25 protein-coding genes and 1 pseudogene are annotated in these 23167 nt (G+C 65.7%); 15 read left to right on the top strand and 11 right to left on the bottom strand.

From position 1 onward, the window contains the following. Positions 1-82 precede the first annotated feature (82 nt). A complete protein-coding gene (locus tag Q1B16_RS21105) occupies positions 83-1468 on the bottom strand; it encodes an AAA family ATPase (protein WP_299794046.1) in 1386 nt (461 codons plus the stop codon). Between the two features lie 468 nt (positions 1469-1936). On the opposite strand from Q1B16_RS21105, the gene Q1B16_RS21100 reads away from it, so the two are divergent. The 7 genes from Q1B16_RS21100 to Q1B16_RS21070 all read left to right on the top strand — a co-directional run bounded on the left by Q1B16_RS21100 (position 1937) and on the right by Q1B16_RS21070 (position 7087). Beyond that, on the top strand, positions 1937-2941 hold the full coding sequence (locus tag Q1B16_RS21100; RefSeq protein ID WP_299794043.1) for a replication initiator protein A: 1005 nt from the start codon (positions 1937-1939) through the stop codon (positions 2939-2941). Further along, entirely contained in the window at positions 2941-3504 is a 564-nt protein-coding gene (gene rfbC / locus Q1B16_RS21095) for a dTDP-4-dehydrorhamnose 3,5-epimerase (protein WP_299794040.1), read from the top strand. Before Q1B16_RS21100 ends, rfbC begins: the two co-directional genes overlap by 1 nt. Continuing rightward, positions 3501-4541, top strand: a complete 1041-nt coding sequence (gene rfbB / locus Q1B16_RS21090; protein WP_299794038.1) for a dTDP-glucose 4,6-dehydratase — start codon at positions 3501-3503, stop codon at positions 4539-4541. The genes rfbC and rfbB overlap by 4 nt, the downstream gene beginning before the upstream one ends. Before the next feature lie 229 nt (positions 4542-4770). Continuing rightward, positions 4771-5610: a dTDP-4-dehydrorhamnose reductase gene (rfbD, locus tag Q1B16_RS21085; protein WP_299794095.1), complete on the top strand. Its 840-nt coding sequence runs from the start codon at positions 4771-4773 to the stop codon at positions 5608-5610. Continuing rightward, on the top strand, positions 5607-6503 hold the full coding sequence (gene rfbA / locus Q1B16_RS21080) for a glucose-1-phosphate thymidylyltransferase RfbA (protein ID WP_299794036.1): 897 nt from the start codon (positions 5607-5609) through the stop codon (positions 6501-6503). The genes rfbD and rfbA overlap by 4 nt, the downstream gene beginning before the upstream one ends. 118 nt (positions 6504-6621) lie before the next feature. Next, positions 6622-6804: a hypothetical protein gene (locus Q1B16_RS21075; RefSeq protein ID WP_299794034.1), complete on the top strand. Its 183-nt coding sequence runs from the start codon at positions 6622-6624 to the stop codon at positions 6802-6804. Beyond that, positions 6794-7087 (top strand): type II toxin-antitoxin system RelE/ParE family toxin, encoded by a 294-nt coding sequence (locus tag Q1B16_RS21070; protein WP_299794031.1) that lies wholly within the window; start codon positions 6794-6796, stop codon positions 7085-7087. The genes Q1B16_RS21075 and Q1B16_RS21070 overlap by 11 nt, the downstream gene beginning before the upstream one ends. Positions 7088-7154: 67 nt before the next feature. On the opposite strand, the gene Q1B16_RS21065 is transcribed toward Q1B16_RS21070, so the two are convergent. Further along, positions 7155-8231, bottom strand: a complete 1077-nt coding sequence (locus tag Q1B16_RS21065; protein ID WP_299794028.1) for a DUF2793 domain-containing protein — start codon at positions 8229-8231, stop codon at positions 7155-7157. Between the two features lie 264 nt (positions 8232-8495). Here Q1B16_RS21065 and Q1B16_RS21060 point away from each other — a divergent pair, with 264 nt between their 5' ends. Beyond that, the gene (locus Q1B16_RS21060; protein WP_299794025.1) at positions 8496-9872 is read left to right on the top strand and encodes a phosphomannomutase; all 1377 of its coding nucleotides are present in this window, start codon (positions 8496-8498) and stop codon (positions 9870-9872) included. A gap of 7 nt (positions 9873-9879) precedes the next feature. On the opposite strand, the gene Q1B16_RS21055 is transcribed toward Q1B16_RS21060, so the two are convergent. The 8 genes from Q1B16_RS21055 to gmd form a co-directional block, all read right to left on the bottom strand. After that, positions 9880-10170, bottom strand: coding sequence for a HigA family addiction module antitoxin (locus Q1B16_RS21055; RefSeq protein WP_299794022.1), 291 nt, complete (start codon positions 10168-10170; stop codon positions 9880-9882). Between the two features lie 12 nt (positions 10171-10182). Then, positions 10183-10464, bottom strand: coding sequence for a type II toxin-antitoxin system RelE/ParE family toxin (locus Q1B16_RS21050; protein ID WP_299794019.1), 282 nt, complete (start codon positions 10462-10464; stop codon positions 10183-10185). A gap of 49 nt (positions 10465-10513) precedes the next feature. After that, complete coding sequence (locus Q1B16_RS21045) at positions 10514-11947, bottom strand: mannose-1-phosphate guanylyltransferase/mannose-6-phosphate isomerase (protein ID WP_299794016.1); 1434 nt, start codon at positions 11945-11947, stop codon at positions 10514-10516. A 24-nt stretch (positions 11948-11971) separates the two neighbouring features. Beyond that, on the bottom strand, positions 11972-12814 hold the full coding sequence (locus tag Q1B16_RS21040; protein ID WP_299794013.1) for a hypothetical protein: 843 nt from the start codon (positions 12812-12814) through the stop codon (positions 11972-11974). Positions 12815-12886: 72 nt separating this feature from the next. Then, on the bottom strand, positions 12887-13186 hold the full coding sequence (locus Q1B16_RS21035; RefSeq protein WP_299794010.1) for a type II toxin-antitoxin system RelE/ParE family toxin: 300 nt from the start codon (positions 13184-13186) through the stop codon (positions 12887-12889). Beyond that, positions 13176-13421 (bottom strand): type II toxin-antitoxin system ParD family antitoxin, encoded by a 246-nt coding sequence (locus Q1B16_RS21030; RefSeq protein ID WP_299794007.1) that lies wholly within the window; start codon positions 13419-13421, stop codon positions 13176-13178. The genes Q1B16_RS21035 and Q1B16_RS21030 overlap by 11 nt, the downstream gene beginning before the upstream one ends. A 108-nt stretch (positions 13422-13529) precedes the next feature. Next, positions 13530-15980, bottom strand: coding sequence for a glycosyltransferase (locus Q1B16_RS21025; RefSeq protein WP_299794004.1), 2451 nt, complete (start codon positions 15978-15980; stop codon positions 13530-13532). Between the two features lie 193 nt (positions 15981-16173). After that, positions 16174-17217 carry a GDP-mannose 4,6-dehydratase gene (gene gmd / locus Q1B16_RS21020; RefSeq protein WP_299794001.1) on the bottom strand — a complete coding sequence of 348 codons (1044 nt, stop codon included), beginning with the start codon at positions 17215-17217 and terminating at the stop codon, positions 16174-16176. A gap of 155 nt (positions 17218-17372) precedes the next feature. Between gmd and Q1B16_RS21015 the strand changes: the two genes are divergently transcribed. From Q1B16_RS21015 to kdsA, 7 genes are all read left to right on the top strand, one after another. Further along, on the top strand, positions 17373-17672 hold the full coding sequence (locus Q1B16_RS21015) for a type II toxin-antitoxin system RelB/DinJ family antitoxin (RefSeq protein ID WP_299793998.1): 300 nt from the start codon (positions 17373-17375) through the stop codon (positions 17670-17672). Beyond that, the gene (locus Q1B16_RS21010) at positions 17659-17934 is read left to right on the top strand and encodes a type II toxin-antitoxin system RelE/ParE family toxin (RefSeq protein WP_299793995.1); all 276 of its coding nucleotides are present in this window, start codon (positions 17659-17661) and stop codon (positions 17932-17934) included. Before Q1B16_RS21015 ends, Q1B16_RS21010 begins: the two co-directional genes overlap by 14 nt. A 122-nt stretch (positions 17935-18056) precedes the next feature. Next, positions 18057-18971, top strand: coding sequence for a glycosyltransferase (locus Q1B16_RS21005; protein WP_299793993.1), 915 nt, complete (start codon positions 18057-18059; stop codon positions 18969-18971). Between the two features lie 95 nt (positions 18972-19066). Next, on the top strand, positions 19067-19936 hold the full coding sequence (locus Q1B16_RS21000; protein WP_299793991.1) for a glycosyltransferase family 2 protein: 870 nt from the start codon (positions 19067-19069) through the stop codon (positions 19934-19936). A 110-nt stretch (positions 19937-20046) separates the two neighbouring features. Further along, positions 20047-20997, top strand: coding sequence for a KpsF/GutQ family sugar-phosphate isomerase (locus Q1B16_RS20995; RefSeq protein WP_299794092.1), 951 nt, complete (start codon positions 20047-20049; stop codon positions 20995-20997). Further along, entirely contained in the window at positions 20994-21779 is a 786-nt protein-coding gene (locus Q1B16_RS20990; protein WP_299793988.1) for a 3-deoxy-manno-octulosonate cytidylyltransferase, read from the top strand. Before Q1B16_RS20995 ends, Q1B16_RS20990 begins: the two co-directional genes overlap by 4 nt. Continuing rightward, the gene (gene kdsA / locus Q1B16_RS20985; protein ID WP_299793985.1) at positions 21776-22594 is read left to right on the top strand and encodes a 3-deoxy-8-phosphooctulonate synthase; all 819 of its coding nucleotides are present in this window, start codon (positions 21776-21778) and stop codon (positions 22592-22594) included. Before Q1B16_RS20990 ends, kdsA begins: the two co-directional genes overlap by 4 nt. A gap of 174 nt (positions 22595-22768) precedes the next feature. On the opposite strand, the pseudogene Q1B16_RS20980 reads toward kdsA, so the two are convergent. Beyond that, positions 22769-23167 (bottom strand): annotated as a pseudogene (locus tag Q1B16_RS20980) (hypothetical protein); the annotation flags it as partial.

Genomic DNA, 23167 nt, shown 5'->3' with positions numbered 1-23167 from the left:
GCGCGCCGGATTGGGGCTCTGCCCCAAACCCCGGAGTTTACGGGCAAGATGAAGGAGGCGCGTTTCGCGGCACACATCCCGGTCACTCCGCGGCCTGTTTGGTGGCCTGTACGTCGCGGTGCCAGGAGCCGATGAGAAGCTGTTTGAACGCGGCATAGGTGGCATCAAACGTCTCGCGCCCGCGCACGTAGGTTTCGCGGTTGAAATCGCGGTAGTCCGCCTCGTAGATCCCCTGCACCTGTTCTCCGGCCTGGCCGATCAGCGCGGTGAAGCCCTGGCGATGGGGCGAGAGGGTTGGCCCGAGATAGGCCTGCATGAGGGCGGCCAGTTCGGCCTGCTGGGCGCTGTCGTAGCGAGTGACGACGGCGCGCACCGCGTCCCATTGGAACGCCAGCCCATCGCGCCCCAGCGCGCGGGCGGCCATGTTCTCGGCCTCTTCGATGGAGCCGAAGGTGGAATGCAGCATGTCGAAGAAGCGGCCCGTCGAGTCGAATTCGAGGAAGGACGCGCCCAGGGGGACCAGCAGGATGTCGGAGGCCGCGAGGCCGTTGATGGTGAGGTAGCCAAGGGCCGGAGGTGTGTCGAGGAAGATCACGTCGTACTGGCTCAGGATGCCGTCCTCTTCGAGGGAGTCGGTCAGCGCATCCCAGAGCTTCCAACCGCGGGCGGCCATGCGCCAGACGGGGATTTGAAACTCGGCCCAGTAGAGGTTCAGCTGCGCGCCGATCAGGTCGATATTGGGCCAGTGGGTTGTCTGGATCAGGCTTTGGGCGTTGGTTTTGAGTGCGTCGCTAAGCGTGTCGTCGAGCGGGGTGGGGGCCTCTCCCCGGTCGAGGCGGCGCTGGTTGTCGGCTTGCAGGTGGCGCGCGTAGTGGCGGGCAAGGAGCGGGAAGACGGTTTGCCATTCGTCGGCGACGGTGCCGCCGAAGATCGAGGTCATGGAGCCTTGGGAATCCAGGTCGATCACCAGCACCTTGTAGCCGTCGAGGGCGGCGGACATGGCGAGATGGGCGGCGGTCGAGGTCTTGCCCACACCGCCCTTGAAGTTGGCGACCGCGACGAGCTTGGCGGGCTGACCGGCGGGGCGGTAGGGGAGGTATTCCTTGGTCTTTGACCCTTCACTGGCGAAATGGGCGCGGAGTTTCAGGACCTCGTCGAAAGTGAACCACTTGGCGCCGCCCGATGTTTCGCTGCGGCCCTGCGGCAGGTCGGGGTTCTGTTTCAGCACGCGGCGGAAATGCCCCGTCGCCACGGGGATCAGGTAGCGGGTGATTTCCCAGGTGGAAAAAAGCCGCAACGTGCGGCTGCCGTTCTCCTCCAACCCCCGGCTGGCGAGATCGGTGCGCCCGGCTTCGCAGGCCTTGGCGATGCGGGCGAAATCGGCGGTGGTGGTGGGGGCGCCCAAGGCGCTTAACGCGTCATCGGGATTGATGTTAAAGTACGGAGGAAGGGCGTGATCCGGTGTCATCTGCTGCTCTGCTTGCCTGGGACGCGCCGCTTGGTGTGCGCTGTTTTTCACAGACTACCAGAAAAATGCGTACATGGAAGAAAAACCGCAACACACTGTGCTTTCCCGAGTAATTTCAGGGGCTTGCCTCCTGTGAGCGCCGTATCCAGGGGATGTGCCTGTCCAGGTCGGATCCTGTTAATTATCGTTAGTTATTCGTTACGGGAGTTTCCTGATATTAGTAAACCTTTGAGGAATAACAAAAAAAGACGGGTTTTTCGGAGCAAGGCGACTCTGAACCCCCGATAGGGTGACTCCGATCCTCCGCAGCGGCGACTCCGATCCGACGCTGGAGGCGGCATGAATCGTGGACGCGGCTTGTGGATAACTTTACGCTGGGTGTCACTGAAACCCCGATAGCGAGTCGGCAGCAGATCGACCAGAAAACAAGCGTGGGTTTCGCGAGCAGAGCAGTTACAGGCGGACCTGATGCACGGGACGACCACTGGCGGGCTGTTGCCCGACCGACACCCCACAGGCGATTTCTTCGTCTGCGATATCTTCGACGCCAGTCCCAAGGACGATCTGGCCTCGATGGAACACCCGATCTTTTCGCTCAGCACCCGGCCGGACACGCGGGTGCTGTCCTATGCCCATAACGGGGTGGAGGTGCAGGTCACACCCTCGGTGCGGGGGCGGGCGACGATCCATGACAAGGACATCCTGATCTTCTGCATCAGCCAGCTGGTGGCGGCGATGAACGCGGGCCGCGCCGTGGGGCGCACGCTGACGCTGCGCGCCCATGACCTCTTGGTGGCGACCAATCGCGATACGGGGGGCGACAGCTACACAAGGTTGCGCGAGGGGTTCGAGCGGCTGGCGGGCACGCGCATCACCACCAATATCGACACCGGCGGGGTCGAGGCGACGCGGGGCTTCGGGTTGATCGAAAGCTGGGAGATCCTGCGCCGGTCCAAGGGCGGGCGGATGATCTCCGTGACCGTGACCCTGTCGGAATGGCTTTACCGGGCGGTCTGCGCGCGGTCGGTGCTGACGCTCTCGCGCGATTATTTCCGCCTGCGCAAACCTCTGGAGCGGCGGGTCTACGAGCTGGCGCGCAAGCATTGCGGGCGGCAGGCGGAATGGGAGATCGGGATCCCCGTGCTGCATCTCAAGGCGGGCAGCGCCGCCCCAGTGCGGGTCTTCCGCGCCGCGATCCGCCGGATGATCGAGGAAAACCACCTGCCGGATTACGCCCTGACGGAACGCGCGGGCGATATCCTCGTGGTCACGCGGCGGGCCAAACCGCGCCCCATGGATGCCCCGATTCTGCGCCAGGAGACGCTGGAGGCGGCAAAGGCGCTGCGGCCCGGCTGGGACGTCTACGGGCTTCAGGCGCGTTGGATCGCCTGGTGGGACGAGACCGGGCGCGCGCGATTGGGCAACCCGGACGCCGCCTTTCTGGCCTGGGTGAAGACGCAGAGGAGCGGGTGATGCTCGAGGTTGAAAAGACGGCGCTTGCAGGGCTTTTGATCCTGACGCCCCGGCGGTTCGGGGATGTGCGCGGGTTCTTTGCCGAGACCTGGAACCGGGCGCGGTTTGCCGACGCCACCGGGGTCGATCCCGATTTCGTGCAGGACAACCATTCGCTGTCGCGCGATCCGGGCACCATTCGCGGGCTGCATTACCAGGCGCCGCCCGAAGGCCAGGGCAAGCTTGTGCGCTGCGGGCGTGGGGCGCTTTGGGACGTGGCGGTGGACATAAGGCGCGGCTCGCCGACCTATGGGCAGTGGGTCGGGGTGGCGCTTTCGGCGGAGAACGGGCGGCAGCTCTGGGTGCCGGAAGGCTTTGCGCATGGGTTCGTGACGCGCGCGCCCGACACCGAGATCGTCTATAAGTGTACGGGGTATTACGCGCCGGAGGCCGAGGGGGCTGTTCGGTGGGACAGTGTGGGTATCGACTGGGGTTTGACTGGGGAGCCGGTCCTGTCGGACAAGGATGCGATGGCCCCGGCGCTGGCCGATCTGGACAGCCCGTTCAAGTGGAGTGACACGTGAAGCTACTGGTAACAGGCGGGGCAGGGTTCATCGGCTCGGCCGTGGTGCGACAGGCGATTGCGGCAGGGCACGCCGTGGTGAACCTCGATGCGCTGACCTATGCGGCGTGCCTCGACAACGTGGCCTCTGTTGCGGATGCGCCGGGATACAGCTTTGTGCACGGTGATATCCGCGATGGCGCTTTGTTAGAGACTGTATTTACAGAACATATGCCGGACGCGGTGATGCATCTGGCGGCGGAATCCCATGTGGATCGCTCCATCGACGGCCCCGGCGCGTTTATCGACACCAATGTGGTGGGCACCTACACGCTGTTGCAGGCGGCGCGCAGGTTCTGGGAGGGGCGGGGCAGGCCAGAGGACTTCCGCTTTCACCATATCTCGACCGACGAGGTGTTCGGGTCTCTGGGTGCGACAGGCCAGTTCACTGAAGAGACGCCCTACGATCCGCGCTCGCCCTATTCGGCGTCGAAAGCGGCAAGCGATCATCTGGTGATGGCGTGGTTTCACACCTACGGGCTGCCGGTGGTGCTGAGCAATTGTTCGAACAATTACGGGCCGTATCACTTCCCGGAAAAGCTGATCCCGGTGGTCATTCTCAATGCTTTGGCAAGCAAGCCGATCCCGGTTTACGGCAAGGGCGAGAATGTGCGCGACTGGCTGTTCGTGGAGGATCATGCCGATGCTTTGCTCACTGTCGTCACGAAGGGGCAGGTGGGCCGCTCCTACAATATCGGCGGCGAGAACGAGGCGCGGAACATCGACCTTGTCCGCATGATCTGCGCGCTGATGGACGAGATGGTGCCGGAGGGCGCGCCGCATGACCGGCTGATCAGTTTTGTCACCGACCGGCCCGGGCATGACCTGCGCTACGCGATCGACCCGACCCGGATGCGGGACGAGATGGGCTGGCGGCCTTCGGTGACGCTGGAGGAAGGGCTGCGGCGCACGGTGCGCTGGTATCTCGACAATCGTGACTGGTGGCAGGCGTTGCAGGGGCGTGATGGTGTGGGCCAGCGGTTGGGGGTGACGGCGTGAGCTTGGAAATGAGTGCCGCGCCCGACCCTGGGTGGGCGCTTGGATCGCCTGTGCTGCGCAGGCGATCCAAAGCCCGCATGTCGGTTGTGCGGCATCTGACATCGCCAATGCGCCCTCCCGTCTCGCCGAAGGCGAGCCACTCAACATCGGCGCACCTCCGGTGCGACGGGAGGGTCGGGCGCGGCCCGGGCTGGTTGCCCGTGCCAATCTGCACCGAACGGTGCGCCCCATGATCCTCGTCTTCGGCAAAACCGGCCAGGTGGCGACCGAACTGCAACGGCAGGCCACGGTCACTGCCTTGGCGCGCGATGAGGCCGATCTGTCGGACCCGCAAGCCTGCGCCGCGATCATTGCGGACCTGAAACCCTCCGTCGTCATCAACGCCGCGGCCTATACCGCCGTGGACCGCGCAGAGACGGAAGAGGCGCTCGCCCAAACCATCAACGCCGCCGCCCCCGGTGCGATGGCGGGGGCCTGCGCGCATCTGGACATCCCCTTCCTGCATATCTCGACCGACTACGTGTTCGACGGATCAGGTACAGCGGCATGGCAAGAATCAGACCCTAATGCACCGCAAAACGCCTATGGCCGCACCAAGCTGGCGGGTGAACAGGCCATCCGGGCCAGCGGTGCGCGACACATCATCCTGCGCACGGCTTGGGTGTTCTCGGCCCATGGGGCGAATTTCGTCAAGACCATGCTGCGCCTGTCGCAGACGCGCGATGCGCTCAATGTGGTCGATGACCAGATCGGCGGGCCGACCCCGGCGGCGGACATCGCCGCAACCCTGCTGGTGCTGGCCGACCGGATGAGAAGCGGTGCAACCGGCGGCACCTATCACTATTCCGGCGCGCCGCATGTCTCGTGGGCCGGGTTCGCCCGCGCGATCTTTGCTGAAGCAGGGCGCGATGTGGCGGTGACGGGCATTCCCTCCCGGGACTACCCGACGCTCGCGACACGCCCGCTCAATTCCCGGCTCGATTGCGCCAAACTGGCGTCGGATTTCGGGATTACACCTGCCGACTGGCAGACCGGCCTGAGCGCCGTGATCAAGGAGTTGGGCGTATGAGCAGCCATGAAACTGTTGCGCGGTCTGCGCGCAAGGGCATCATCCTCGCAGGCGGCTCGGGCACGCGGCTCTACCCGATCACCATGGGGCTGTCGAAACAGCTGCTGCCGCTCTACGACAAGCCGATGATCTACTATCCGCTCTCGGTGCTGATGCTGGCGGGCATCCGCGAGATCGCGATCATCACCACGCCGCAGGACCAGGACCAGTTCCAACGCCTTCTGGGCGACGGGTCGCAATGGGGACTGGCCTTCACCTATATCGCGCAGCCCAGCCCCGACGGTCTGGCACAGGCCTATCTGCTGGCCGAGGATTTCCTTGATGGGTCCCCAAGCGCAATGGTGCTGGGCGACAACATCTTCTTCGGCCACGGCCTGCCAGAGGTCTTGGCCAGCGCCGACGCGACGACCACAGGCGGCACCGTCTTCGGCTACCGCGTGGCCGATCCCGAACGTTACGGCGTGGTGGATTTCGGCGAGGGTGGCACGGTGCGGCAGATCATCGAGAAGCCCGCGAAAGCGCCCTCGCCCTACGCGGTGACGGGACTCTACTTCCTCGACGGCACCGCCCCCGCGCGCGCCGCGAAGGTGACACCGTCAGAGCGGGGCGAGTTGGAGATCACCTCGCTTCTGGAAAGCTACCTCGCCGATGGACAGTTGAGCGTGGAACTGATGGGACGTGGGTATGCCTGGCTCGACACCGGCACGCATGGGTCCTTGCTCGATGCCGGGAACTTCGTGCGCACGCTCTCGGACCGCCAGGGCCAGCAGATCGGCAGCCCCGACGAGATCGCCTTTGCCCAGGGCTGGATCGACGCCGCCGCCCTGCGCAAACGTGCCGAAATGTTCGGCAAGAACGGCTATGGCGACTACCTGCTCAGCCTGCTGGAATAGGCCCAAGGCATCCCTCTCCCTACCACCCGCCACGCTGAGGCGATTCGGATAAGGAAAGGTTGAGGCGTTGCAGGCAATTCCGCTGTGACAGTGCCCGGATGTCTGGTATGCTCTTGGCATGAGCACCACCAAAGCAAAGCTTGCGGCCCTCGATGCAGAGATGCCTCCTTCGACCGATCCAGAATATCTGGCCTGGAAAGAGGCCAAGATCAAAGCGGCTATGAAGAAGAAGCAAGACGGCACCGCCACATACACGTCCATTGACGAGATTGCCGCCAAGTTCGGCTTTGATGCACGTTAGGTTTTCCGACACGGCCGAAGCTGACCTGCAAGCGATTTACGACCACATCGAGGACGACAGCCCACAAGCCGCCCAAAAGGTCGTTGATAGGCTTATTTTCGCGGCCTATCAGCTTGGCGATTTTCCGTTCCTGGGCCGTCCCGGAAAAATTCAACAGACACGGGAATGGAGCGTGTCAGGCACCTCCTATTTTATCGTGTATGCAATCAATGACGATGGTGCACATATCGATGTGGAAACCATCATTCACACGTCGCGCCTGTTTCCCTCGGACGAGGCTTAGGGGCTCCGCCCGTTCGCGCTTCAAACGCTCTCCCAGAGCGTTTGCCGGGCAAAGCCCGGACCATTGCTCACACCCACCGCCCGATCGCACAGAGCCGCAGGTTCAGACCCACGGTGATCTGAATGAGCGCGGTCGCCTTCAGCCCCGTCGACAGCACCCCGTGCGGCGCGAAGGTGGGCCAGGCGCCGGTATTGCCGCTCTCCCCGGTCAGGATCGGCGGCATGCCGGGCGCAAAGGCGGCCGGAAAGGTCCAGGCCAGGTGGTTCGACTGCCACAGCGCCCCCGCCTGATTGCTGATCGGACCGGTGGGAATGTCGGGGCTGGTGCAGATCTGCGTGCCGTCGGCAAAGCGCACATACGCGCCATTGGCGTTCGAGCCGCGTTCGATCACGCCGCCCGTGGGTGTCCCGTTGCCGTCCTGCGCCACCGGACCGAGGATCGTGCCCTTGAGATACCCGTCGCCCGCCCGCACCAGGGCCTCGGGGTTGCCGTCCTCCGGCCCGCTGCTGACGGCGGCCCCGCTGGCGGCTCCGGTGGCGGGATCGAAGGACAGCGCGGTGGTCCAATCGGTCCCGTCGCTGACCTTAATGGAAAAGGCATCCTCCCCCGCCAGCCCCATCTCGGCATATCCGGTCCAATCGGACTGGAACAGCAGGCTTGCGGTGTCGGCACTGTCGGCCTTGTTCACCTTGAGCTGATGCCCCGCCCCTTCATGGGTGAGAAGCGTGGCCGGCGAGGCGACGCTCAGCCGGTTCACCGGATCCGCCGCCGTGCCCAAACCCAACCGATCCGGCACGCCGCCCCCTGCCTGCACCTGCCACGATCCGGCCTGCCAGATCACCTCCGTGCCTTCGTCCTCGACCCAGGCCCGCCAGCCCACATTCGGTGTCAGGAACAGCCAGCCCCCCCCCGCATTCAGTGCGACCGCATTGTCCTGCCCGGCCCAGTTGTCGGTCGCGCCACTGGCCACGATGAAACGCGCGCCATCGGCAGGGGTCGCGGGCGGCTCGGTCAGCGCCCGGCTCTCCACCGAAAGCTGCACCAGCGCATCGAGCATCCGCAGCGCCTCGTTATGGGTGACGTGTTTCTGCGCCTGTGCCGGCTGGATGTAAGGCAGGGAAAGAAGCGGTGAGGTCTGTGACATGGCAGGGCCCTTTCAGCGATCCGTGTTGGGGCCGGACGCTAGGCGGGATTTGGTAAACGGGGTGTAAGTCCTGCGGGCGTTGCGTCCTGTGACTGGTGGCGTGTGTGCATATTTGGAAAAAGAAGAAGCTGGGGAGGGTGCGCTGTCCCGGTCCTTCTTCTTTTCATAAATATGCCGTGTCCCGTGGCGCACGGCCTGTCTTGCGCCTTGGTGTCTGCCAAGGGCATACCTGCGAACGACGCTCCCAAGACAAGGACAGATAATATGCCCCCCAAATTCGGCACCAGCGGTCTGCGCGGCCTTGTCACGGATCTCACCGACGCTCTTGTCGCCGATTATACCCACGCCTTCCTGACTGCCTGTCCGCATGGCGGGGCGGTGCATGTTGGTCAGGATTTGCGTGCATCATCCCCCCGGATCGCAGAGGCGGTGACCCGCGCGGTGCGGGGCATGGGGCTCAAAGCGGTGGATCACGGCGCGCTGCCGACGCCCGCGCTGGCGCTGGCGGCGATGGGAGCGGGGCAGGCGGCGATCATGGTCACGGGAAGCCACATCCCCGCCGACCGCAACGGGCTGAAGTTCTACCTGCCCGATGGCGAGATCGCGAAATCCGATGAAGAGGCCATTCTTGCGGCGCTGGGATCCGGCTCTGTTTCGGCGGAAAACGGCGATCTTGTGCCGGAGGCGGGGGCCGTTCCGGCTTATGTGGCACGCTATGTGACGGCCTTCGGGGCAGACGCGCTGCGCGGTTTGCGCGTGGGCGTCTACGAGCACAGTTCGGTCGCCCGCGATGTCCTGGCCGAGGTGCTCGGGCAGATGGGGGCCGAGGTGGTGCGGCTGGCCCGCGCCGAGACCTTCATTCCCGTCGACACCGAAGCGGTCGACCAGGACACCCGCGACATGCTCAAGGCCTGGTGTACCGAGCACGCGCTGGACGCGCTGGTCTCCACCGATGGCGATGCCGACCGGCCGATGGTGGTGGATGCCAGTGGTGCATTGGTGCCGGGCGACGTGCTGGGGCCCTTGGTGGCGCAATTCCTGGGGGCGGAGATCATCTGCACGCCGGTGTCGTCGAACACGATGGTGGACCACATGGGCTTCGTGCAGGTCATCCGCACGAAGATCGGCTCGCCCTACGTCATCGCCGCGATGGAAGAGGTGAAAGGCCGCGTCGTGGGGTACGAGGCCAATGGCGGCTTCCTGCTGGGGTTCGAGGCAGACGGCCCGGCGGGCAGGCTTGCCCCGCTGATGACCCGCGACTGCCTGTTGCCCATCGTCGCCCCTCTGGCGATGGCACAGGCGAAAGGCGCGCGTTTGGCCGCATTGGTCTCTGATCTGCCGCCGCGCTTCACCGCTGCCGACCGGATCGCGGGGATCGCGACCGAGTCGTCCAAGGCGTTTATCGCGGAACTGACCGGGGACGCCTCGGCGCGCGCCACGTTCTTTGCCGGACGGGCCGAGGAGACCGGTCTCGACCTGACCGACGGGCTGCGCGTGTCCTTCGCCGACGGGTCTGTGATCCACCTGCGTCCCTCGGGCAACGCGCCGGAGTTCCGGTGTTACGCCGAGGCGGAGAGTACCGCCCGGGCAGAGGCGTTGATGCGGGAGACGCTAGAGGCGGTCGCGGACCGGTTGAGGTGAGGGGCGTTCACGCCGCCACAAGCGGCTCAATGCCCGACAGATCCACCTCTTTGCGGGCTGCGGCCATGTCGAAATTGGTTTGCATGGCCATCCAGTAGTCGGGTGTCGTGCCAAACACGCATGCCAGACGCAAGGCGGTGTCCGGGGTCATGCCGGTGGTGCCCTTCACAAGCCGCTCGATCCGCGTGCGGGGCACGCCCAGACGGCGCGCCAATGCAAGGGCACTCATGTCCAGAGGGTCGAGATAGAGTTCTTTCAGGACTTCACCGGGATGCATCGGGTCATCAAGCAGGCTCATGGGACATTCCTTTCAATGGTAATCGACGATCTCGACATCGGCAGGCCCGGTTGGGGTCCAGACAAAACAGATGCGCCATTGCGCGTTGATCCGCACCGAATGCTGACCGGCCCGATCGCCCTTGAGCTCTTCCAGCTGGTTGCCCGGTGGGAACCGCAAATCGTCCAACTGGGTTGCCGCGTCTAGTGCCGTCAGCATCGCGCGTGTGCGCTTGACCAAATCAGCGGGAAACCCTTTGCCATAAAGCCCCTTCACGGCATTGGCGGCCCGCTTGCCCTTGGTGCTCTGGATCATGCGGGATGTGTATCACATCATGATACGTGTGTCAAGACGTGATACATTGTCACGACCGCGAATAGATGTCCTCGTAGCGGATGATGTCATCCTCGCCCAGATAGGTCCCGGTCTGCACCTCGATCAGCACCATCGGCACCTTGCCGGGGTTCTCCATCCGGTGCACCGCGCCCAGAGGGATGTAGACCGACTGGTTCTCGCTGAGCAGCCGCACCTCACCGTCCACCGTGACCTTCGCGGTGCCCGCCACCACGATCCAGTGTTCGGAGCGGTGCACATGGCTTTGCAAGCTCAGCGCCGCGCCGGGATGCACGTGGATGCGCTTCACCTGGAAGCGGTCGGCCAGGATCAGCGTCTCGAACCAGCCCCAGGGGCGGTGATCGACGGGCAGTTGCACCGCCTGTTTCGCGCCGCGCGCCTTGAGCGTGTCGACGGCGCGGCGCACGCTCTGGCTGTCGGACATATCGGCCACCAGCACCGCGTCGCGCATCGCCACCGCGACCACGTTTTTCAGGCCGATGCCCACCAGTTCGATCTCGTCCGACTCCGAGCGCAGGAGCGTGTTCTCGCAGTCGATCGCCGTTGCCAGACCGGCCAAAGCGTTGCCGCTGCCGTCCTGCGGGCTTTCCTGCCAGACGGCCTCCCAAGACCCGAGATCGGACCAGCCACCGCAGAAGCGTACGACGCTGACATTCTGCGCCTGTTCCATCACCGCGTAGTCGATGCTCTCGGCGCGCACCTGTCCCCAGAGCGCGGGGTCGATGCGTAGGAAACCCAGATCGGGTTCGGCGGCCTCCATCGCAGCGCGGGTGTCGCTCAGGATGTCGGGGGCGTGTTCTTCGAACGCCGCGATCAGCGTGTCGGCGCGGGCCAGGAACAGCCCGGCATTCCAGAGATAGCGGTCATCGGCAAAAAGCGCCTCGGCCTTGGTCGCATCCGGCTTTTCGATGAAGCGCTCCAGCGCATTGACGCCGGGATGGGTTTCCTGCCCCGCCTCGAGCCAGCCATAGCCGGTCTCGGCCCGGGTCGGCTGAATGCCGAAGGTCACGATCTGGCCCTGCGCGGCGGCGGGCGCGCCGGTGCGCACCGCATCCCGGAAGGCGGCATCGTCTGGAATGGCATGGTCGGCGGGCACCAGCAGCATGAGCGCCTGCGGATTGGTCTGCGCCAGGTGCAGCGCGGCGGCGGCCGCGGCGGGTGCGGTATTGCGGCCCTCCGGTTCGATCAGGATACCGGCCGCACGGATGCCGCAATGATCGAGCTGTTCGGCCACGATGAACCGGAACCCGTCGCCCGTCACGGCCAGCGGCTTGCCGAACCCGTCCCCGGACACGCGGCGGGCGGCCTCCTGGAACAGGCTCTCATCCCCCAGGAACTGCGCGAACTGCTTGGGGTAGCTCTTGCGCGACAGCGGCCAGAGCCGGGTGCCGGAGCCTCCGCAGAGCAGTACCGGGGTGATGAGGGGAAGATCGGTATCGGCCATGGGCGCTCACTCTTACGGGTCAGGTCAGACCGCCCGAAGCCTGCGCCCCCGAGCAGCATATTCAGGTGAACCGAGGATCATCCGCTCGAGCGCCTCCAGCGACGGGCTGGCCTGCAGCGCAAGCATGTTTCCTTCGGCGGCGTCCCGGCCCAGATGGCGGCGGAACACTTTGTTCACCTCCTGCCGGGTCAGGGTCAGTTTGTCCAGATATCCGAACAGATGGGCGTCGTAATGGCGGAATTGCGTCACATCGCGAGGGGCATGAACCCCTGTGCCGGGCCGGGGGGTGACGCGGCGGTGGGCCACCTCTTCGCCGTCCACCTGCGCGATGGCGGCGCGCAGGCGGCCCGGGTCGGGTCCGGTGTCGCCAAAGCTCGACAGCGCATAGGTCAGCGCCGTGGCGGGATCGCGGATCAGCGCCTCGTAGGGGATCACGGTCTGGGTTCGGGCGAACTCCGACGTGACCCATTTGTCCTGGAACGCCCGGTACGCGGTGAACTGCGCGCTGGCGAAGCGGGCGAAACTGGCCGCGTCATCGCTGCCGCCTTCGCGCAGGTAGAGCTCGAAATTCGACACCACCGAGGGGACGAAGGCGCGGGTCTGAACCAGGTATCTGCGGGAGGGATCCTGCGGCAGCGTCCCGTCGAAATCGTGGTTCTTGGAATAGCGGACCTGACCCGCCCGCGCACAGGGGGCCTGACCGCAACACCCGGCCTGCCCGTAAAAGCCGCAATAGGCGAAACCTGCGCCGTAATAGAGCCTGAGCAGCCGCGCCAGAAGGTGATGGCCAGACCGCGGCCAGCTGACCCCCATGACATAGCTCGAAACATAGCCCGGTGGCGCGGATCGGCGGAGCAGGAACCTCATGCCACCCTGCCGTGTCGGCTGCCGAAAACGGTCCCTGTTCCGGGTAGCGAAGCAGCAATGTGCAGGACCGGATCAGAGATGGTGTTCGGTATCCATGCTTTGATGCGGGATGCGGACAATCTCGATGCTGTCGGACAGGATACGGAAATAGACCATGTGCGCGCCGACAGCGTGTTCGAGATATCCGCGTCGAATGCTGACGGCGCGACCTGTGCTCCGGCCGTCCGCCAGCTTTTCAAACGCGTCGGCAAACGCGCCGAGATAGCTATCCGCCTGTGCCTGCCCCCATCGTTCGAAGCTGTAGAGCCAGATCTCCTCAAGGTCCAACTCCGCGCGCGGCAAAAGCCTGCACGCCCGAGGGCTAGTCGACATGCCGCGCGTGCATGCGCTTCAGGAAGGCGTCGGCATCGAAGGGCTGCGGCGCGCCGGATTGTTCCCCGTCGATCAACGCCTCTTGCAGGGCTTTGACCCGGGCCTCGTGTTCTTCCAGCAGGCGCAACCCTGCCCGCACCACGTCGCTGGCCGACCCGTAGCGGCCGGTCCGCACCTGTTCGGCGATGAAGCCGGTGAAATGTTCGCTGAGCGAGATCGATGTGTTCTGTGCCATATGCGTGCCTCCTGATACCAGGATATACCAAATTTTGGTATCTCTCAAATGTCCTGGGGAGAATGCGTTTTCGATCATTCGCGCCGTGGGTTTGGGGATGCGTGTTCCTCATGCCGCATCCGCCTTGCCCTGCCGCAGCAGCGTCTCGATCCGGGTGGCGTAGCGTTTGCCGATGGCCTCGGGGCTGAAGCTGCGCAACACGCGGGCCTGTGCCGCCTTGGCCTTGCGGGCGCGCAGGGCAGGGTCGGACTGCATCCGGCGCAGGAGCGTGACGGCGGCGGCGTGGTTGGGCTCACCCCAAAGCCCGCCTTCGGGGGTGAACATGTAATCGCCGGGGGCAGGGGACACTTCCGTCGCGGGCACCAGCCAGGTGGTGGCGTCGTCAGAATAGGCGAGGGTGCCGGAATAGCCCGTGGCCAGCACCGGCACACCCAGCGCCATCGCCTCGATCATGCCGAAACCCCAACCTTCGGACCGGTGCAGCGACAGGTAGGCATCGGCCCCGGCGGTGAGGTGCAAGAGCGCGTCGCGGTCCATTGTCTCGTCGAGGATGGCAAACCGGGGGTCGCCCGCCGTCAGCGCGTCGATCTCGGCCCAGACCCTTTGCTGCGCGGGGTCGCTGACGCGCGTCCGGTTCTGGGTCTTGAGCAAGAGCTGCGCGCCACCCTGCGGAAAGGCATCGCGGAACGCCCGGATCAGGCCCAGCGGGTTCTTGCGCTGCACGAAGGAGAAACTGTCGAAACTCGCCATGCAGAGGAACCCGTCGGCGGCGAACCCGGTGCGGGCGACAAACCCGGCCCGCGCGCCCAGAGGATCGGCGGAAGGCGCCACCTCGTTGGCCAGCCCCATGACGCGGATGGGACCGTCGAAACTGTCCGCATAGATGGCTTTGCCATGATCGGAGGCGGCCCAGATCTCGTCCACCATCCGCAGCGCCAGCGCGTGACAGGCGGCGGGGCGGGTCAGTTCCCAGAACATGTAGGCGGTGAGGTAGGAGCCGTCGGTGATGTCCGGTGCATATGCGGTGAGCAGCGGGATGCTCTCGGCGTTGAGATGCAGCAAGGAAACCCGCGCGGGCCGGGCCTCGGCAATCGGCGTGTGGGGCGTGTCGATCTCGGGCGCGGGGTTGTCGAGCGCGAAATTCACCACCTGCATCGACAGGCCGGTGGTCTCCAGCGCCGCGATCGAGGTGCGCATCGCCTGTCCCAGACCGCTGGCCTTGGTGACGGGGCCGATGACCTGCACATCGACCTGCCGCCCGCCGTGCAGCGCGGGGGCGGGCAGGGCCGCCGCGTGCAAGCGGTGGCCCTCGGGTGTGCGCGTGGTGAACTGCCGTGTCTCCATGTCGTAGCCGCGCCCGCGCAGGCACGCGGCATAGTCGCGGGGCAGGATCCGCCGGTCCAACCCGTCCAGCGTTTTCGCGTAGGTGCCAAGCGGGGTCTGGCCGTCAGCATCGGGGCACAAAAGCGTCTCTATACTGGCCCAAGGGATGTAGCGCAGCGTGTCGGGCCGCTCCGCCGCGCGCACCATCGCGGCAAGGGTGATCTGCCGCCGGTCTTCCTTGGTGGCGCTGTCGAGACGAGCCAGGGCAGGGGTTTCGGCGATCCAGCGCAGCAGGTAGCGCGACAGCGGAAAGGGACCGTCCTCGGGCACCTCGGCAAGGCGGGTGACGGTGCTTTCGGGCACAAGGCAATCCTCGGCACCGGTGGCGCGAACCTGATGGGCCGACCACCAGTAAAGCACCGAGTCCACCCAGTCGGGATTGCCGAAATCCATCCCCTGTCGCAGATGCGGCACGGCCTGCAATGCCGCCCAAGTGGCGCGACTGAGGCTGAGGCGCTGGCCGGGCACCACAACCGGCGCGTTCAGCCATCCGATCGCGTGGTGTGACAGCGGCACACGCAAGGGCGCGCGCATCGGGGCATAGCCGGTCGACATCCAGTTGAGGAAATGCGCCGCGCCCTCCGGCGCGTTGTCCCAGTCGAACTCGGCCTCCAGCCGGTAGCGCGGGCGCAGATAGGCCATGTATGCGCAAAGCGGATCGGGCAGGGGCGCACCGCACGCGGGATCGGTCGCTTCGAAGAGCAGCGCCTGCCGCTCCGTGAGGGGCGCAGGCATGTCGCGCGTGGGCACCGGGGCGGCGCGCAGGGCGGCAAGGCCGGGGGCCAGCAGGTCGTGGATCGCAGGGGCCGGGCTGAAACCCGGCCTACGGGCGGGTGCGGACCGCGGCGAGGGCCGGGCGCCCGTCTGGCCTCCCAGATCGACCCGCCCGATCTCCACCGGGCGTGCGCCGTCCAGACGACAGACCCGCAAAACCCCCGTGTTGGTCTCTATGGCAAAGGAAAACCCGCAGGCGCCCCCGGCCAGCCTGGCATCGCGCAGATCGCTGCGGAACTGGCAGGCCAGCGCTTCGGCAATCCGCTGCGGTCCGTGATAAAGCGCCACGGGCACCGGCCCCTGCCCAGGTTTCGGCAGGGCCCAGCCGCAGAGCGTCCCGTCGCGGATTCCATCAAGGTAATCGCGTCGTCCGGTCAGTCGGCGGAGAAGCTTGGGGAGCATGGGCTTGGGTCCGTTATGGTCTCAAGGGGGTGTGAGGCCTGTCAGATGAAAGGAGGGCAACCCCCGACCGCGGGTGGGGGAGAAGCCCCCGCCCGTCGAACCGGAGGTTTGCCTCTGGCAAAACGGGGCGGTCGGGGGCTGCCCGGTGGTTCCCACCGGGCGGAACGGGCAAAAAACAAATCTTGTTCGCCCTTCACGCCACCGCATCGTAATCCGCGCGCGCCATCATGCCGGCAAGTCCGCGCACATCCACTTTCGGCCGCCAGCCCAGCCTGGCCCGTGCGCGGCTGGCATCACCCACCAGCAGATCCACCTCTGCCGGGCGGAAGAAGGCCGGGTTCACCTCGACCACACGCCGCCCGGTGCGGCGGTCGGTGGCGACCTCGTCCACCCCCTCGCCCTGCCAGTCCAAAGCCATGTCCAGCGCCTCTGCGGCGAAGCTCACGAAATCGCGGATCGGCGTGGTCACGCCGGTGGCCAGCACGTAGTCGCCGGGCGTGTCCTGTTGCAGCATCCGCCACATGCCCTCGACGTAATCGCCGGCAAAGCCCCAGTCGCGCCGCGCGCTCAGGTTGCCCAACTGGATAACGTCATTGCCGCCGCGCGCGATCCGGGCCAGCCCACGGGTGATCTTGCGGGTGACGAACTCTTCCCCGCGCAGGGGGCTTTCGTGGTTAAAGAGGATCCCGCAGGAGGCGTGCATCCCGAAGCTCTCGCGGTAATTCACGGTGATATAGTGACCGTATGCCTTGGCCACGCCATAGGGCGACCGCGGGTAGAACGGTGTCGTCTCGACCTGCGGCACCGCCTGCACCAGCCCGAACATCTCTGACGTGGAGGCCTGGTAGAACCGCGTCCCGGGCGCCAGCGTGCGCAGCGTGTCCAGAAGCCGCGCCACACCGATGCCGTTCACGTCGCCCGCATAGATCGGCTGGTCCCAGGAGGCACCGACGAAGCTCTGCGCGGCGAGGTTGTAGAATTCGTCCACCGGCACATCGCGGATCAGGCGGAAGATATTGGTCATCTCGGCCAGATCCAGATCGTGCAGATGCACCCGATCGGCAATCCCAAGCGTCTCTAACCTTGCCCGTTCGGCCTGCGCATTGCGGCGCAAACCGCCATGCACCTCGTAGCCCTTGTCCAGCAGCAGCTTGGCCAGGTAGGCCCCGTCCTGCCCGGTGATCCCGGTGATGAAGGCGCGTTTGCCCGAGGGCGCTATGGTGTCGGCAAGGGGCATGGAAACTCTCCCGTCAGGGTTGCATTTGCCCCCTTATCCGGCCCGAGGAGTAAAGAATGCGTTAAGGTTAACCGCCGGGTAAGAAAAAACGCTGATTGGACTTTTCCACAGACATGTTGTATCTCATTTGAGATACATAGATCAGGAACGCTGGGATGCCCGCCAAAACCTCCATGCTGCACGTCCGGGTCGATGATGACCTGAAGGCAAAAGCATCGGACGCCTTGTCCGGCGTCGGGCTAACCCTGTCCGATGCTGTGCGTATCCTTCTGACACGGGTCGCGGCCGAGGGCGGACTTCCTGCCGGGCTTGCCGCCGATCCCGATGCCTATGACCAATGGTTGCGGGCCAGGATCCATGAGGCCTTGACCGATCCGGTACCCGCGATCCCGCATGACCAGGCCATGCAGGCGGCACAGGACCTGATCGACCGCAAGCGCCGTGCCGATCCTTGAATGGTCGGCCAAGGCGCTTGGCGATCTGCTCGCCATCCTCGACCATATCTCGGATGACAATCCGGACGCGGCGCAAACGCTCAAGGACGAGATCCTGCTCAAGGCGACAGGCCTGACAGAGCACCCGAAGCTCTATCGTCAGGGGCGCGTTCCCGGCACACGCGAGATGGTGGTGCGGCCGAACTATCTCGTGATCTACCGCGAAACCGCCCGAACTGTGACGATCCTGCGCGTCCTTCATGCCAGCCAGATGTGGCCCTGACCCATGCGTACCGTGTTGCGCGCCACTGTCGATGCCCAGAGAAAGGCACGGTCCTGACCTGATCCATCCGCAAAATCGCCCAAAACCCCGGTATGCTGCGGCAAACATCAAGGGGGCTTGCAGTGAACCACCTTTTCGAACCCGTCATCGGCATCTGCCGCTTTTCCTTCTGTGGCCGGGGCGACTGGGCCGCTTATGCGACCATTGACGCCGACACCGATCTTGACCTTCTGCACCTGCAACAGGCCGAACGGCTTTATGACGACGCGCGCATGGCGCTGCGGTTCCACCTGTTCGAAACCTTCCTGCTGCCCTCGCTCAAGGCGCAGACCGATCCCAATTTCGTCCTGCTGGTCCTGACCTCGGACATTCTGCCCGCCAAACACCTGCGGCGCCTAAAGACCCTTTGCGACAGCGATGACCGGCTGCACCTGGTCGTGTCCGACGAAACCACGGTGCACGCCGCCCTCCAGCCCGAGATCGCGCGCCTCAACAGCGGGCTCAGCCGACCTCTGGTGCAGTTCCGCATCGACGATGACGATTGCCTGTCGCATGACTACGTGCACGAGCTGCGCCGCTACATGCAGCGGCTGGGCGACGTGATGCCGGTGGCCTATTCGCGCTCCAACGGGCTGGTGGTGACGGCCTATGCCGGGCAGGAGACGCAGATCTACCGCGCCACCCTGCCGTTCAATTCGATGGGCACCGCGATCCGCATCCACGGCGACCGCACGATCTTTTCCTTCGGCCATGCCGCGCTGCTCAAACGGTTTCCGGCACTGGTGGACAATGCCGGCATGGGCTTCCTGTCGATCAAGATCGACGGCCACGATTCGCGCCCCGTGTCGCTGGACGATCCCGCCTTCCGGCGCAGCCACATCCCGGTGGCCGAGGATCAGGCAGAGACCATCCTGTCGAAATGGTTCGGCTTTCTGGGCGACACGGACCGCAGGCAGCGGCTCGTCACCCATGTCGAAGCCGCCGCAGCCCTGGCCGGAACCGCCCGGACCGAGGTGCCAGCCCGCAAGGCGGTCTGACGGCGCGGGTCCGCCACACGCTCCGGCTCCGGCGCTTGCCCTGACACCGGCTTGCCCCTATGGAGGCCGCGCCTGTCTGGCGAGGGCCCATCTGCATGACCGTCATCATCACCCTGTCGTCGATCCCCCCGCGCTTCGGCCTCATCGGTCCGACGCTCGAAGCGCTCGTGGCGCAACGCGGCGTGGACGCAGTGGAGCTGACCCTGCCGCGCGGCTACCGCCGCTTTCCCGATTGGGACGGCACGCTGCCCGCCCTGCCCGCAGGGGTCAGCCTGCATCGCACCGACACCGATCTTGGCCCCGCCACCAAGGTGCTGCCCGCCGCGCGGCGCCACCGGGGGCAGGATGTGCGGCTGCTCTTTTGCGACGATGACCGCGATTACCGCCCCGGCTGGGCGCAAGGGCTGCTGGCCGAGGCCGACCGCTACCCCGACCGCGCCGTGGCGCTGGCGGGCTGGGACATCGCCGGGCTGTCGCAGCGCGAGGCCCACGCCGCACCGCGCCATCAGCGCCGGTCGCGGACCTGGGACATGGCCTACCGCGCCGCCCGCCTGCGCCAGATCCTGTCCGGGCAGGCGCGGGCGAAACTGGCGCAGAAACCACCACGGCGGATCATCGCGCAGTCCGGCTTCGCCGATATCTTCGAAGGCTATGGCGGCGTGGTGGTGCGGCCCGACTTCTTTGACGATCAGAGCTTCGACATCCCCGCCGCCGCGTTTCACGTGGACGATATCTGGCTCTCGGGCGCGCTGGCGCGGAACGGCATCGGCATCTGGCTCGCCGCCGATCAGTATGAGCCCAAGACAACGCAGGCTGACCGCGAGGCCGCGCTCTACCGCCACCGCGAGGCCGAAAAGGGCCGGACCGAACTGGACGCCGCCGCGATCGAGATGATGCGGGCGCGCTGGGGCATCTGGGGCGGGCGTGACGCGCGCATTCCCGAGGGGGGCGCACGGCAGGTGTAACCAGAGCCTTGAGAGGCTCTGACGCGGCTTTTCGAAAAGCCGCGCGCCCCGCGTTGGACACCGACCGCGCCACCCGCTATCACCGCGCCCAGACAACCCGACAGGCCCCCATGACCGACAGCCCCACCGCCATCGCCCGCCAGGTGCTCACCACCGAGGCCGCCGCCCTGACCCGATTGGCCGACGACCTGCCGCCCGATTTCGATGCCGTGGTCACGCGGCTTTTGGCGCTACCCGGCCGGGTGATCGTCTCGGGCATGGGCAAGTCGGGCCATGTGGCCAACAAGATCGCGGCCACCCTGGCCTCCACCGGCACGCCGGCGCAGGCGGTGCATCCCGGCGAGGCGAGCCATGGCGATCTCGGCATGATCACCCGCAGTGACGCGGTGATCCTGATCTCCAATTCCGGCGAGACGCGCGAACTGGCCGACATGATCGCCTATTGCACCCGCTTCGAGATCCCGCTCATCGCCGTGACCAAGCGCGCGGGCAGCACGCTCGCCCGCGCCGCCGATCACCTGTTGCAACTGCCCGACGCGCCCGAGGCCTGCGCCATTGGCATGGCCCCCACCACCTCGACCACGCTGACGATGGCCCTGGGCGATGCGCTGGCCGTGGCGCTGATGCAGCACCGCGGCTTCGACCGCGAAGGCTACGCCGCCTTCCATCCCGGCGGCACGCTTGGCGCGCAGCTGCTCCGCGTCTCGGCGGTGATGCACCGAGGCGAGGCGCTCCCCGTGGTGACACCCGACACACCAATGGGTGAAACATTGGTGGTGATGAGCGCCAAGGGCTTCGGCGTCGCCGCCGTCGTGGAGAAGGACCAGCTCAAAGGCGTCATCACCGACGGCGATTTGCGCCGCAATCTCGACGGCCTGACGGGCCGCACCGCTGGCGAAGTGGCCACCCCCAACCCGCGCAGCATCGCCCCCGACGCGCTCCTGACCGAGGCGCTGGCCGAGATGAACGCCCACAAGATCGGCGCGCTGATGGTGACGGAGGAGGGCAGGCTGCTGGGGCTGATCCACATCCACGACCTGCTTCGCACAGGTGTCGCATGAGCGTTGTCGTCTTCATCCCCGCCCGCTACGCCTCGACCCGCTATCCCGGCAAACCGCTGGTGGAATTGACCGGCGCAACGGGTGTGAAAAAGATCCTGATCCAGCGCGCCTGGGAGGCCGCGAAAGCGGTTTCGGGCATTGATAGGGTCTATGTTCTGACCGACGATGACGGCATCAAAGACGCCGCAAACAGCTTCGGCGCCGAGGTGCTGATGACCTCCAGCAAGGCCCGCAACGGCAGTGAACGCTGCGCCGAAGGGCTGGAACAGCTGGACGCAAAGCCGGACGTGATCGTCAACCTGCAAGGCGACGCGCCACTGACGCCAGCCTGGTTCGTCGAGGCCCTGATCGGAGCTATGGACGGAACCACGCAGATGGCCACGCCTGTCGTCAAATGCGACACGGAAACGCTCACCAATTTCGTCACCGACCGGCGGGCAGGCCGCGTGGGCGGCACGACTGCCGTGATGCGCGCCGACAAGACCGCGCTCTACTTCTCCAAGGAAGTGCTGCCTTATGTCGGCGATCTGAACGCGCCGCCCGAGGTCTGGCACCATGTCGGCGTCTACGCCTATACCCCCGCCGCCCTGCGCGCCTATGCGGGCTGGGCTGAGGGCCCGCTGGAACGTGCCGAAGGGCTGGAGCAACTGCGCTTTCTCGAAAACGGCACCCCCATCACCTGCGTGCCGGTCGAGGGCCGCGGCCGGGTGTTCTGGGAGCTCAACAACCCGGTCGATGTTGCCCGCATCGAAACCGTCCTGAACCGCGAGGGGATCGCATGACACCTGTCCAGATCGGCGAAATCACCGTCTCTAACACGGCGCCCTTCGCGCTTATCGCGGGTCCATGCCAGCTTGAAAGCCTCGATCATGCCCGCATGTTGGCAGAACGGATTGCCGCTGCCGCAGAGGCCACCGACACGCCCTGGGTCTTCAAGGCCAGCTACGACAAGGCCAACCGCTCGTCTCTGAAAGGCAAGCGGGGCCTCGGCATGGACGAGGGGCTGACGATCCTGAGCAAGATCAGAGGCGAATTCAACGTCCCCGTCCTCACCGACATCCACACCGCCGAGCAATGCGCCCCCGTGGCCCAAGCCGTCGACGTGCTGCAAATCCCCGCCTTCCTGTCGCGCCAGACCGATCTCTTGCTGGCCGCCGGCGAAACCGGAGCGGCGCTCAACGTCAAGAAGGGCCAGTTCCTCGCCCCCTGGGACATGGAAAACGTCGCCGCCAAGATCGCCAGCACCGGCAACACCCGGATCCTGCTCTGCGAACGCGGCGCGAGTTTCGGCTACAACATGCTGGTCTCGGACATGCGGTCCCTGCCGATCATGGCCCAGACCGGCTACCCGGTGGTGTTCGACGCCACCCATTCGGTGCAACTGCCGGGCGGGCAGGGCACAAGCTCCGGCGGCCAGCGCGAATTCGTCCCGCCTCTTGCCCGCGCCGCCGTGGCCGTGGGCGTCGCGGCCGTCTTCATCGAAACCCACGAAGCCCCCGACACCGCCCCAAGCGACGGGCCGAACATGGTGCCGGTGGACCAGTTGCAGAGCCTTCTCGCCACGCTGCGCCAACTCGACCGCGTGGTGAAGAGCTAAGCGTCTTCGAAGACGCTGGAAAAGGCTCTTCGAAGAGCCTTGCGCCCGCTGATGACTTAACGGCCCATAATGCGTTTTATGTAATAAAATGCGTTTATCATGCTCCTGCACCACCACGCAGGCACATGAATGGGGGCCGCATGTCTGCGACCCCCTGAGGCTCTTGTGGCAGGATCAGTTGTTCGACGTAGCGTCTTCTTCTTCGGCTTCGCCCGAGTCTTCGGACCCGGTCTCTTCGGTCTCTGTGGCATCCGTGGACATGGTGTCGCTGTCCGCGGCACCCTCTTCCATCGTGCTGTCTTCGGTCATGCCATCCGTCGATGTCGCATCGTCGGTCATCCCCGGTGTGGTGCCCGACGTGGACATGCCGGTGTCATCCTGCATGAGCGTGGAGAGTTCCACATCGTCTTCCAGACCCTCGACGCCGGATTCATCGAATTCCGGCATCGCTTCGAGCTCTTCCCGGGTCCGGTTCACCATCAGCGTCCGGTCTTCCGCGTCGTAGGAGAAATCGCTCAGCGGCAGCGCCACCGTGTATTCGCCCAACCCGAGGAAGCCGCCAATGCCGATCAC

Source organism: uncultured Marivita sp., assembly GCF_947488135.1.
GTDB lineage: Bacteria > Pseudomonadota > Alphaproteobacteria > Rhodobacterales > Rhodobacteraceae > Marivita.
Note: the sequence above shows the minus strand (reverse complement) of the source record. Positions and strands in the feature narration are given on the sequence as shown.